The sequence below is a fragment of the Sphingomonas pruni NBRC 15498 genome (assembly GCF_001598455.1).
Classification (GTDB): Bacteria; Pseudomonadota; Alphaproteobacteria; order Sphingomonadales; family Sphingomonadaceae; genus Sphingomonas; species Sphingomonas pruni.
The window spans coordinates 42658-54648 of sequence record NZ_BCYZ01000026.1; the positions used below are offsets into that span (position 1 = coordinate 42658).

Annotated in this window: 12 protein-coding genes; 5 read left to right on the forward strand and 7 right to left on the reverse strand. The window is 65.8% G+C overall.

The annotated features are described in order from the left end of the window. Positions 1–8: 8 nt before the first annotated feature. A complete protein-coding gene (locus SPR01S_RS09830; protein ID WP_066588711.1) occupies positions 9–293 on the reverse strand; it encodes a PepSY domain-containing protein in 285 nt (94 codons plus the stop codon). Positions 294–507: 214 nt separating this feature from the next. Between SPR01S_RS09830 and SPR01S_RS09835 the strand changes: the two genes are divergently transcribed. Further along, positions 508–1509 carry a YncE family protein gene (locus tag SPR01S_RS09835; RefSeq protein ID WP_066588714.1) on the forward strand — a complete coding sequence of 334 codons (1002 nt, stop codon included), beginning with the start codon at positions 508–510 and terminating at the stop codon, positions 1507–1509. A 437-nt stretch (positions 1510–1946) separates the two neighbouring features. Here the strand turns inward: SPR01S_RS09835 and yghU are convergent, their stop codons facing one another. Then, entirely contained in the window at positions 1947–2825 is an 879-nt protein-coding gene (yghU, locus tag SPR01S_RS09840) for a glutathione-dependent disulfide-bond oxidoreductase (RefSeq protein ID WP_066588717.1), read from the reverse strand. Positions 2826–2946: 121 nt separating this feature from the next. Next, a complete protein-coding gene (locus tag SPR01S_RS09845; protein WP_066588719.1) occupies positions 2947–3852 on the reverse strand; it encodes a cyclase family protein in 906 nt (301 codons plus the stop codon). Between the two features lie 138 nt (positions 3853–3990). Here SPR01S_RS09845 and SPR01S_RS09850 point away from each other — a divergent pair, with 138 nt between their 5' ends. Genes SPR01S_RS09850 through SPR01S_RS09865 form a run of 4 tightly spaced genes read left to right on the forward strand, consistent with a single transcriptional unit; the run spans position 3991 to position 7208 of the window. After that, complete coding sequence (locus SPR01S_RS09850; protein ID WP_066588721.1) at positions 3991–4590, forward strand: RNA polymerase sigma factor; 600 nt, start codon at positions 3991–3993, stop codon at positions 4588–4590. Positions 4591–4601: 11 nt separating this feature from the next. Then, positions 4602–5243: a zf-HC2 domain-containing protein gene (locus tag SPR01S_RS09855; RefSeq protein ID WP_066588723.1), complete on the forward strand. Its 642-nt coding sequence runs from the start codon at positions 4602–4604 to the stop codon at positions 5241–5243. Then, on the forward strand, positions 5240–6502 hold the full coding sequence (locus SPR01S_RS09860; RefSeq protein ID WP_066588725.1) for a S8 family peptidase: 1263 nt from the start codon (positions 5240–5242) through the stop codon (positions 6500–6502). The genes SPR01S_RS09855 and SPR01S_RS09860 overlap by 4 nt, the downstream gene beginning before the upstream one ends. 10 nt (positions 6503–6512) lie before the next feature. Next, complete coding sequence (locus SPR01S_RS09865; RefSeq protein WP_066588728.1) at positions 6513–7208, forward strand: TorF family putative porin; 696 nt, start codon at positions 6513–6515, stop codon at positions 7206–7208. A gap of 52 nt (positions 7209–7260) precedes the next feature. Here the strand turns inward: SPR01S_RS09865 and SPR01S_RS09870 are convergent, their stop codons facing one another. The 4 genes from SPR01S_RS09870 to kdpB all read right to left on the reverse strand — a co-directional run bounded on the left by SPR01S_RS09870 (position 7261) and on the right by kdpB (position 11870). Beyond that, on the reverse strand, positions 7261–8310 hold the full coding sequence (locus SPR01S_RS09870; RefSeq protein WP_066588731.1) for a LacI family DNA-binding transcriptional regulator: 1050 nt from the start codon (positions 8308–8310) through the stop codon (positions 7261–7263). A gap of 112 nt (positions 8311–8422) precedes the next feature. Further along, positions 8423–9115 carry a response regulator gene (locus SPR01S_RS09875; protein ID WP_066588733.1) on the reverse strand — a complete coding sequence of 231 codons (693 nt, stop codon included), beginning with the start codon at positions 9113–9115 and terminating at the stop codon, positions 8423–8425. Positions 9116–9125: 10 nt separating this feature from the next. Continuing rightward, positions 9126–9722, reverse strand: coding sequence for a potassium-transporting ATPase subunit KdpC (gene kdpC / locus SPR01S_RS09880; RefSeq protein ID WP_066588735.1), 597 nt, complete (start codon positions 9720–9722; stop codon positions 9126–9128). Between the two features lie 126 nt (positions 9723–9848). Further along, positions 9849–11870, reverse strand: a complete 2022-nt coding sequence (gene kdpB, locus SPR01S_RS09885; RefSeq protein ID WP_066588738.1) for a potassium-transporting ATPase subunit KdpB — start codon at positions 11868–11870, stop codon at positions 9849–9851. Between the last annotated feature and the right edge of the window lie 121 nt (positions 11871–11991).

Genomic DNA, 11991 nt, shown 5'->3' on the forward strand with positions numbered 1-11991 from the left:
CCGCGCCATCAATCGCTGGATTTTGGATTTTCATAGCTGTCCTCGACGATCCTACCGGTATCGCCATCCACACCGATCTCGTGGATGCGTTTGCCCTGACGGATATCGAACGAATAGCGCCATGCGCCCTTTTCGCGCTCATATTCGGCGTCGGCAACCGTGCCTGGCGCGCGCTTGAGCGCGATCTCCCGCGCCTGGGCCATGGTCAGGCGGGGCTTGTGCTGCGGGGTCGTCGCGAACGCAGGGGCCGTAAGCGCGGCAATCATCGTCGCCGCAATCATTAAACGCGTCATCGTCACTCCTTGCCGCCGGCGAACTTTGAGCCGGCGCGACCATTATCGCGGGGTACGCCTTGCGGGGCGGTGGCGGCGACTGTGGCTTTTCCCCAACATGGGTTGCGTCCGCCTGCGCATCGCATTGTATTTTCCCAATGTGGAGACCTGGCACTAGTCAGTCATCACCCAGGATGCGCAAAGGCCTGACCATCCAGCCGGAGGGAATCACACCATGCGCAACTGGGCATTGTTGACGTCGATCATGTTCGTGGGAGTCGCCGCCGCACCGTCATCCGGCTATCATGTGGCACAGTCGGTCGCACTTCCCGATGGGGGCTGGGACTATGCGAGCTTCGATGCGAAATCGGGCCAGGTGCTGGTCGCGCGCGGCACTTCGGTCGACGTGATCGACGTGGCGCATGGCAATGCGGTCCGCACCATTGGCTCGATCCAGCACGGCCATGCCGTCCTGCCGCTGCCCGACGGCAAGCGCGTGCTGGTCACCAGCGGCAACGATGCCAGCGTGCGCATCCTAGATATCGCCAGCGGCTCGGAACTGGCACGGATCGCCGTCGGCAAAAAGCCCGACGCCGCGACGCTCGATCCCATCACGGGGCATGCGCTGGTGATGAATGCGGCGGAGGGTTCGGTCGCCGTGATCGACACCAATGCAGCCAAGCTGGTCAAGACGATCCCGTCAAAGGCCGGGCTCGAAGCCGCCGTGGTAGCCGGCAATCGCAAGCTCTACGTCAATGACGAAGACGCCAATGAGGTGGAAGTGATCGACCTCGACAAGGGGGTGGCCGGGACGCCGATCGCTCTTGCCGGCTGCGAGGGACCGAGCGGCATCGGCTACGACGCCAAGACCGACCGTATCGTTAGCGCCTGCGCCAACGGCAAAGCGGCCATCATCGACCCGTCGCACGGCACATTGGTTGGCCTGGTTGATATCGGCCGGGGACCGGATACGGTGCTGATAGACGCAGCCCACAACCTCGCCCTCATCCCGTGCGGGCGCGACGGCGTGCTCGACGTGATTGCGCTTAATGCTCTTGGCGGCGCGCGGCATGTCGCGCGCTTCACCACCGAAGTGGGGGCTAGGACCGGCGCAATCGATCCGGCGAGCGGCACCGTCTATTTGCCGACGGCACGCTTCAACCTGCCCGCGCAGCCTGGCGCGCGTCCGACGATGGTGCCTGGCTCGGTGCATCTTCTCGTCGTTCGACGCTCTTAAGCCGTAGCCGAGGGGGCAGGTCGAGGATGCCGGCCGGACTGTCGCCTATCGCCCGAAACCAGTCAGTCCACACACGGCCCAACACCTGCGGTGGGCGTCATCTGCTGGTTTATGTTTGCTTTGACGCCAGCGTTTCTGGAAGCGGACAGACGGCTCACGACCCACTAGCCGACGCTATGACCGGCTTTGCAATCGTCCCTGACGTCAGTGGAGGAAGTCTGCCACGATTTCTGACGGATTTTCTCTTGGCCATCTCGATCCCACGGAATTAAGGTGCAAAACCCGCAGACTTCTGCGGGTTTCGGCGAGGCTGAGGCACGGCGAACCTCCACGATAGGCGGTTTTGGTGCCGCCATTCGCAATTCTGCCGCCCCCAAGCCCTTAGTTTGCAACTCCCGTCCGACCGTCGGCCGAGGCGGGAGCGCAAAAAGCGAGCCTCAGTCCGCCGCCTCCAGCTTGTCGGCGGTGCGCAGCTCGAAATCGCTCGCGTCGTGGCGTTCGTGGAGTTGCTCCGACGGCTCGCCGGTCACTTTATTGACCATGCGGCCGCGCTTCACCGCGGGGCGATCGAAGATCTGGTTGGTCCAGCGGATGACGTTCTTGTACTCCTGCACCTGCAGGAACTCGCCGGCGTCATAGGCCAGCCCCTTGACCAGCGCGCCGTACCAGGGCGCGGTCGCCATATCGGCGATCGAATAATCCTTGCCGCCGAGATACTCGCTCTCGTCCAGCCGGCGATCGAGCACGTCGAGCTGACGCTTCACTTCCATCGCATAGCGGTTGATCGGATATTCCTGCTTGAACGGCGCATAGGCGTAGAAATGCCCGAACCCGCCGCCGAGGAACGGCGCGCTGCCCATCTGCCACATCAGCCAGGACAGGACTTCGGCGCGCGCAGGATAGTCGGTGGGCAGGAACGCGCCGAACTTCTCGGCCAGATAGATCAGGATCGCGCCGGATTCGAACACGCGCACCGGGGCGGTCGGGTCGGTGTGATCCATCAGCGCAGGAATCTTGGAATTGGGATTGGCGGCGACGAAGCCGCTGCCGAACTGGTCGCCCTGGTTGATGCGGATCAGCCAGGCGTCATATTCGGCACCTTTATGGCCGAGGGCGAGCAACTCCTCGAGCATGATCGTCACTTTCACGCCGTTGGGCGTGGCGAGCGAGTAGAGTTGCAGCGAGTGCTTGCCGACCGGCAGATCCTTGTCGTGGGTCGGTCCGGCGATCGGCCTATTGATATTGGCGAACGCGCCGCCGTTTTCCTTGTCCCAGGTCCAGATTTTCGGCGGGGTATAATCGGTCGGCTCGCTCATCGATGCAGCTCCACGGTTTCGCGCCCGGAAGGGCCCCGGCCGCGCCGTGGCTAGCTAGGAAGCCCGACCGGGTTTCGCCAGCTTGAAGACGAGCCCGCAACGGCAATCGATCGCAGGGTCGTCATCCCTCCAATATAGCATGAGCGCGGACCGGGAACGTGCCCATCTTGCTGACCTTTGGCGGTACTGCCCAGAAGCGGAACCCGTCGATCGGGAGCGGATCCAGGTTGGTCATATGCTCGCAGATCGGAATCCCCGCGCCGAGCAGGATCGTATGCACCGGTCGCTCTCCGCCGGAAACGTCGTCGATATTGTAGGAATCGATGCCGACCACCAGCGCGCCATGATCGCGCAGATAGGTGGCCGCATCGGCGGTAAGGAATGGATGATCCTCGAAATATTGGTCGGTCCGCCAATGGCGATCCCATCCGGTATGGACCAGCACCGCGCGGCCGCCGACATCGGTCGCGGCAAAGGCGGTCCAGTCGATCGCGCGCCCGACTTGCCCTGCCACCCGCACCACGACCGCCGGTACACCGCTGATGCGGTCGAGATCGAGCCCGGACAGGTCATAGCCGTCGGCGTAACGATGGAACGGCGTGTCGAGATAGGTACCGGTATTTCCGACCATCTCGATCTTGCCGATCTGGAACTCGGTGCCTTCAGCATAGGTCGCGCGCGATTGCTCGCGCGATAGGTGATCGCACATCAGGGGAGCGGGCAATCCCTTATAGGTGATCATTCCGTCTTTGATCGTGTGGCTGAGGTCGATGCGGCGGCTCGCGTCGGTCGTCGTCGGCCGAGCGGCCATGGCGGTGCGTTTGTGGCGCTCCTCGATGATCCGCTTGTTGTGGATCCGCACCTTGCCGACCATGAGCAGCCGCAGATCGGCGATGATATGAGCGGCGAGCATGTCGTCGGTGATGTCGTCGTCGTCGATATCGAGCCGGAAATCCTGACCCTGGATGCCGCCCCCGTTCGAAAACTCGACCTCGAAATCGAAACACACCCGCTTGTCGCTCACCATTCTTGCCTCTCCAGCCGCGCTCGGTCGTAGCGGCGATCTAGTGTCTAATCGTGCCGTTACGCCAGCGCGAACGCGGTGCGATGAACTATCCGATGCGGGCCCGGCACAAACGCGGTATCGTGGAAGCGGCGGCGGGTGATGAAAGGTAAGGTCGGTTTGGTAGCGGTGCGCGAGCGCGGGCGCGGCGGCGGATCGGACACGGAGATGGTGCTGTTCGCTCGCGTCGTGGGCGGCGACCGCGCGGCGTTCGAGGAATTGTACCGCCTCTATCATCCTCGGCTGACACGGTTCCTGCTCAACCTGATCCGGCGTCCGACATTGGTCGAGGAAGTGCTAGACGACACGATGATGGTCGTTTGGAACCGCGCCGACAGCTTCAATGGCGCAAGCAAGCTGTCGACCTGGGTCTTCGCCATCGCCTATCGCAAGGCGATGAAGGGCCTGAAGCGGCAGGACGAGGCGGTCGAGGACAAGGACGCCGAGAACCGGGTCAGCGACGCGGCGAGCCCCGAGGACGTATCGGCGCGCCAGCGCATCAATGCGTTGCTGATGCGCGCGATGGACGAATTGTCGCCGGCGCATCGCGCGGTGGTCGACCTGACCTATTTTCACGACCTGGGCTATCGCGAGATCGCGACGATTCTCGAATGCCCGGTCGACACGGTGAAGACTCGCATGTTCCACGCCCGCCGGCACTTGCGGCGTCGCCTCTCGGGCGCGTTGACTGACTGGATCTAGGGAATTGTTCGATGGCTGAGATCATCCGGCTGCGCGGCAGCCCTCATGAACAGACGCAGCAATTGCTACCCTGGTATGCCAACGGCACGCTGGAGGCTGATGAAGCCGCGATGGTCGAGGCGCATCTCGCCGAATGCGCCGAGTGCCGCAACGATCTGGCGGCGGAGCGGGTTCTGGCGCGTGAGGTCGCTGCACTGCCACTCGACGTCGAACACGCCTGGTCGACGCTGAGTGACCGGATCGACGCCGCTGGGCCCCCGCGCCGGCTGGCGGAGCCGGTGCCGTTCTTGCGCCGCAAGGTGGCGATGGGATGGGTGCTTGGCGGGCCGCTCGCGGCGGCGGCTGCCGTGGCGTTCGCTGTTGCCATTGTCCCCGGCGCGCCATCGCCTGCCGGAGAAACCTATCGCGCGCTGGGATCGGCACCGACAGCGGCGCCGGGCAATGCGCTGGTGATGTTCAAGCCCGATGCGCGCGACAGCGACCTGCGCGCGGCATTGACCAAGGCGGGCGCGCGCATCGTCGACGGCCCCACCGCGAGCGGCGCCTATGTCGTGCGGATCGCGCCCGCGAGCCGGGCACAAGCGCTCGACGGCTTGCGTACGACGCCCGAAATCGTCCTGGCCGAGCCGATCGACCCCGGATCGCAGCCATGACCTGGCGCCGATGGTTGCGGCTTTGCCTGGCCTTGTGCGGCCTCGCCACGTTGGCCGTGGGGACGCCGGCCTATGCGCAGGAGCGGTCCGCGGCCGACGCCCATCGCCAGATCCTGGTGATGCTGAAGATGGCGCCGCCGCATTATCGTCCCGGCGCGGCCTATAGCGGCAGCTATGGCGATGGCGCGGCAATGGCCGCGCGGCGGCGGCTCGCCGCAGGGATCGCGCGGCGTAACCGGCTGAAGTTGGTCGACGGCTGGCCGATGCCGCTGATCGGGGTCGATTGCTACGTCATGCGCGTGCCGGACGGCATGGCGATGGACGCGGCGATCGCCCAGGTGTCGAAGGATTCAGCGGTCGCCTGGTCGCAACCGCTGCAAACGTACCAGGCGCGCGGCTCGCCCGTGGGGGCCGCGCCCAACGACCCGCTCTTTCGAGCACAGCCGGCTGCCATGGCCTGGCGGCTCGCCGATCTCCACCGCATCGCCACTGGTCGCAACGTTTCCATCGCCATTATCGACAGCAAGATCGACGTCGCGCATCCCGATCTGGCCGGCCAGTTCACCGCCAATCTCGATTTCGTCGCCAATTCCGATCTCGATCGCCGCTCGGCCTCGGGTGAAGCGCATGGTACGGGCGTTGCCGGTATCGTCGGCGCCAAGGCGGGGAATGGTATCGGTATCGCCGGGATCGCGCCCGACGCGCGGATGATGGCGTTGCGGGCGTGCTGGCAGACCGCCGCCGGTCCTACGCTCTGCAACAGCCTCAGCCTGGCGCGAGCGCTGCAATTCGCGATCGAGCATAAGGCCGAAGTGATCAACCTCAGTCTCGCCGGTCCGGCCGATCCGCTGCTGGCGCGGCTGATCGACCTTGCCGTTGCGCGCAATCTCTCGGTGGTCGCGGCATTCGATCCTTCTCTGCCCCAGGGCGGATTTCCCGCTTCCATGCCCGGCGTCGTTGCCGTCGCCGACGAATCTTTGCGGTCCTTACCAGCGCGCGTGTACATTGCGCCCGGCCGCGACGTGCCGACCACACAACCGGGGGGTAAATGGTACCTCGTCAACGGCAGTTCCTACGCGGTCGCGCATGTCACCGGGTTGATCGCTCTGATGCGCCAGGCCGGTGGCCGCGCAACCCACATCACCCTGGACCGCATGGCGAGCGGCGCAATCGACGCCTGCGCCTCCTTGGTCGGGACGTCGCCGGGTTGTGATTGTTCGTGCGCGATCGACCGGCGGCTGGCGACGAGGCCGCGCTGACCTGCGGCCTATGGGTGCGCTGGCCGCGCTCCTGATCCTGTGCTTCGCCGGGGCTCCGGCAAATGCCCAGGTCAGCGGCAGCATCGATGTCGAGAGCGACTATCGCCTGCGCGGCTATTCGTTGAGCGCGGGACGCCCCGTCGCGACCGCGCAAATCGGCTATGACGACGATAACGGCGTTTATCTCAACCTGTCGGCCACCGGGGAGATCGGCCGTGAAGATCCGCTGTTCCTGGGAGTCCAGGGCAATATCGGCTACGCTCGCCGCCTGAACGCGGCACTGTCGATCGATGGCGGCATAGCCCGCAGCCAATATCGCTCCGCCGACCGCGGGAGCCGGTCGCACAATTATACCGAAATCTATCTCGGCCTCGCGTCCGGTCCGTTTTCAGCGCGAGTCTATTACTCGCCCGATTATTTCCGCGCCGATGCATCGTCGCTTTATGCGGAAGTCGAGGCCACGTTTCGGCCGGCGACCCACTGGCGGGTAAACGGCCATCTCGGATCGCAGGTCTATCTGGCGACCCCGGCGCAATATCAGCCTGGCTATGCCGCTCGCTATGACTGGCGGCTAAGCGTGGCGCGCGAGCTGGGGAGTTTCGATCTTCACGCCGCGCTGTCGGGCGGCGGGCCGGCCAAGGATTATTATTCGGGCAGCTTCCACGGCAAGGCCGCGCTGACGGCAGGTGCGAGTTGGAGCTTCTGACGCGCCGCTAAACCCTTGGGGACGGGCATTGTCTCCATCCCCCGGCTGGGTTCTAACTACTTCCCCGAACCACCAATTGCACGGGAACGAACGCCTTTCCGGTGCTGTCTATCGCTTCTGCCGGTCCGAACAGCGCTTCGACCAGCATCTCGCCCGCGCTGGCCACATCCTGTTCGATCGTCGTCAGCGCCGGGGTGGATTGCCGCGCGCCGAAACCGCCGTCGAAGCCGACGATCGCGACGTCCGCGGGAATGCGGAGGCCCGCTTCCTGCAGCCCGCGCATGATGCCCGACGCGAGCGTATCGGATGCCGCGAACACGGCGTCGATCGCAGGGCTGATTGCCAGCAATTGCGCGGCCGCGGCTTCTCCCTGCGCGTGGCGATCGTCGATCGGCGGTGCCGTGACCTCGATCGCGGTCAGGCCGTGTTTTGCGAGCACATCGAGATAGCCCTGCCGCCGCAAGCGAAACGCTTGGTGTGCCTCCCAGCCGGGCCCGACAAACGCGATCCGCCGACGGCCGGCCCCTATCAAATGCTCGACCGCCAGCACGCCCGCCGCATGATTGTCGGCGCGGACGATCGGTAGCGAATCATCCGGCGCTCCCCAGGCGACAAGGTTGCTGCCGGCCTGCCGCGCGCGGGCGAAATAGTCCCAGGCAAAGCGGTTCGCCGCGGTGCCGATCACGATCAATCCGTCGGCTTCGCGTCGTTGTTCGAAGTCGCTGCGCAGTGACTCCGGCGTGCTCTGATACGATAGCAGGATGCCCATGCCGCGCCGCGCCGCCGCCGCCTCGACCGCGCCCATTATGTCGAAATAGAAGGGGTTGAGCGCGCGCCGCTCAAGTTCCGATGAGGTCAGCAGAACCACCGCCACCGTCCCGACCGCGCCGCCGCGGAGCCTGACCGCGCGGCTGTCGGGGCGATAGCCGAGCTCGGCTGCCGCGCGGGCGACGCGGTCGCGCGTCTCGGGGGTGATCGAGGGATCGCCGCGCAGCGCGCGCGACACGGTCGATTGCGACACTTGGGCTAAAGACGCGACATCGAACGAGGTCGGTCGATGTGCCCGCTCGCTGGTCCTCTCCTCGTCGAATTCGGTCTGCATCGGACCGCGATTATCGACATTGCCGGGTGATCTGTCTCTAAAATTCGACCCCGGCGCGATAAGAGGCGCAAGTAGCGTTGGTCAGGAGTGAGCGCGCCGGTAGTCGCATCCGCTAGCGGACGCCGGTCAGCCGATAACCCACGCCAGGCTCGTTGGTGATCAGCCGCGGCCGAGCCGGGTCGGTTTCCAGTTTCTGGCGTATATTGCGGACGACGATTCGCAGATAATCGACATGATCCTCATGAGCCGGTCCCCAGACCGTGCGCAGCAGCTGGCGATGGCCGATCACGCGGTCGGGGCGTTTGGCGAGCTCGGCGAGCACCTCATATTCCTTGGGCGAGAGATGGACCTCCTCGCCGATGCGGCGGACGCGGCGGCGCTCCAGGTCGATCTCGATATCCCCCGCCAAGACCATTGTTTGCCCTGTCTCGCCGGCGATGCGGTGGCGCAGCGCGGTGCGGACGCGGGCGAGCAATTCCTCGGTATCGAACGGCTTGGTCAGATAATCGTCGGCACCCAGGTCGAGCGCGGCGACCTTTTCCGACGTGTCCTCGCGCGCCGACACGACGATGACCGTCGCACCGGCGCGGCCGCGAAACAATTGGATCAATTCGAGCCCGTCACGGTCGGGCAGGCCGAGGTCGAGCAGGACGAGTTCGGGCTTGTCGATGTCTGCCGCCGACAGTGCGTCCCGGGCCGTCGCCGCCTCTGTCGCCGCATAGCCGGCGCGCTCGACAGCTACACGGAGCAGGCGGCGGATATGCGCATCGTCCTCGACGATCAGGATACGGGGCTGGACGGCCATGGCCGAGACGTTACGGCCGCGGCGCGATCCGGTCGAGGGCAAGGTTGAGCGCGAGCACATTCACCCGTGGTTCGCCGAGAAATCCAAGCAATGGATAGGCGGTGTTGTCGCTGACGACTTGGCGCAGCTTGGCGGGGTCGATCCCGCGCGCCTTGGCGACGCGCGGCACCTGGAACAAAGCCGCCTCGGGGCTGATATCGGGATCGAGCCCCGAGGCGGAGGCCGTCACCAGATCGGCGGGTACATTGGAACCTGGTGCGGGAGCGGATGCCTTGGCCGAGGCGAGGTCGGTCTTGACGCGGTCGACGAGCGCTTGGCTGGTCGGGGCGAGATTGGAGCCCGACGAGGCAGTGGCGTCGTAACCGTTCTTGCCCGCGGCCGAGGGGCGGCCGTGGAAATAGCGGTTCGAGGTGAATCCCTGGCCGATCAGCGATGAGCCGATGACTTGGCCCTTGGCATCGCGGATCAGGCTACCGTTAGCGGCGCTCGGGGCGACCAGTTGACCAACTCCTGTGATCGCGGCGGGGTAGGCGAGGCCAAGCAGGGCGGCGAATAGCAAAGTCAGCACGAGGGCCGGGCGGAGGGCAGTGGTGAAATCCTTGAGCATCTTTCTTCCTTTCTAGCCCCTCCCCTTCAGGGGAGGGGTTGGGGTGGGGCCTATCCACAGGCGACCAGCTTGCGGCACTGCCCCACCCCCCAACCCGTCCCCTGAAGGGGAGGGGCGATATCTCGACTAGGCCAGCCCTAGTCCGCCCACGGCCAGATCGATCAGCTTGATCCCGACGAACGGCGCGATCAGTCCGCCGAGGCCGTAGATCGCCAGATTGCGGGCGAGCAGTGGCCCGGCGCCGATCGCGCGGTAGGTCACGCCCTTGAGCGCCAGCGGGACCAGGCAGGGGATGATCAGCGCGTTGAAGATGATCGCCGACAGGATCGCCGAGCGCGGGCTGCCGAGCCCCATCACGTTGAGCACGCCGAGGCCTGGATAGAGCACCACGAACATCGCCGGGATGATCGCGAAATATTTGGCGACGTCGTTGGCGACCGAGAAGGTGGTCAGCGCGCCGCGCGTCATCAGCAATTGTTTGCCCAACCCCACGATCTCGATCAGCTTGGTCGGGTCGCTGTCGAGGTCGACCATGTTGCCGGCTTCGCGCGCGGCCTGCGTGCCCGTGTTCATCGCCACGCCGACATCGGCCTGGGCGAGCGCAGGGGCGTCGTTGGTGCCGTCGCCGCACATCGCGACCAGCTTGCCGCCGGTCTGTTCGGTGCGGATCAGCGCCAATTTGTCCTCCGGCGTCGCCTCGGCCAGGAAGTCGTCGACTCCCGCTTCGGCGGCGATAGCGGCGGCGGTCAGCGGGTTGTCGCCGGTGATCATCACGGTACGGATTCCCATCCGGCGCAGCTCGGCGAAGCGGTCGCGCACGCCCGCCTTGACCACGTCCTTGAGCGCCACGGCGCCAAGCAGTCGGCCGTTCCGCTCGACCGCGAGCGGAGTCATTCCGCCCCGCGCGATCTCATCGGTGGTGCGCTTGAGTTCCGCGGCACCCGGCGTGTCGGCGCCGATCGTCTTGAGGATCGAGTCGACGGCGCCCTTCAGCACCTTGGTGTCGCCGACGCGGACGCCGGAGCTACGCGTTTGCGCGGTGAAGGGGATGATCTCGGCATCGGTCGGCAGCGCGGTGGCGAGCGCGAATTTGTCGCGTGCCAGGGTCACGATCGAGCGGCCCTCGGGCGTCTCGTCGGCCAGGCTCGCGAGCATCGCCGCTTCGGCGAGCGTCTTGGCGTCGACTCCGGTCAGCGGGCGGAACTCGCTCGCCTGACGGTCGCCGATCGTGATCGTGCCGGTCTTGTCGAGCAGCAAGGTGTCGACGTCGCCGGCGGCTTCCACCGCGCGCCCCGATTTGGCGAGCACGTTGAAGCGGATCAGGCGGTCCATTCCAGCGATACCGATCGCCGACAGCAAGGCGGCGATGGTGGTGGGGATGAGCGTGATCAGCAGCGCCGCCAGGATCGCGACGGGCACGCTGCCGCCGGCATAATGCGCGAATCCCGGAATCGTGCCGACCGCGATCAGGAAGATGATCGTCAGCCCGACGAGCAGAATGGTCAGCGCGATCTCGTTGGGCGTCTTCTGCCGCTCGGCGCCTTCCACCAAAGCGATCATGCGGTCGAGGAAGCCCTGGCCGGGTTCCTGCGTGACACGCACCTTGATCCGGTCGGAGATGACGCGGGTACCCGCCGTCACCGCCGAGCGGTCGCCGCCGGCCTCACGGATTACCGGCGCGGACTCGCCAGTGATCGCGGCTTCGTTGACGGATGCGACGCCCTCGACCACTTCGCCGTCGACGGGGATCAGGTCGCCGGTTTCGACCAGCACCATCTCGCCCTTCTGGAGACGCCACGCCTCCACCATGCCCCAGGTGTCGCCGACCCCGGTCAGGCGCTTGGCCTGGAGCTCGGACTTGGTGGTGCGCAAGCTTGCCGCCTGGGCGCGGCCGCGCCCTTCGGCCAGCGCTTCGGCGAACGTGCCGAACAGGACCGTCAGCCACAGCCAGACGATCAGCTGGAGCTGGAAACCGATAGGCAGGTTTTCGCCGCCCACCATCAGCAATACGGTCAGCAGCAGCGCCACCACCGCGGTGGTGAACAGCACCGGGTTCTTGATCAGTTCACGCGGATCGAGCTTCTTGAAGGAGTCGCCGATCGCGGGAACGACCAGCTTCGCCGAGAACATGGAGGATGCGGTTGTCATTGGACGTCTCGCTGTGTTCCCTCTCCCATTGGGAGAGGGAGGGGCCCGCTCGGCGCAGCCGAGTGGGAAGGTGAGGGTGACGAGGGGCGCGGCGCGGAGGGGACACCCCCCCCCCCCCCCC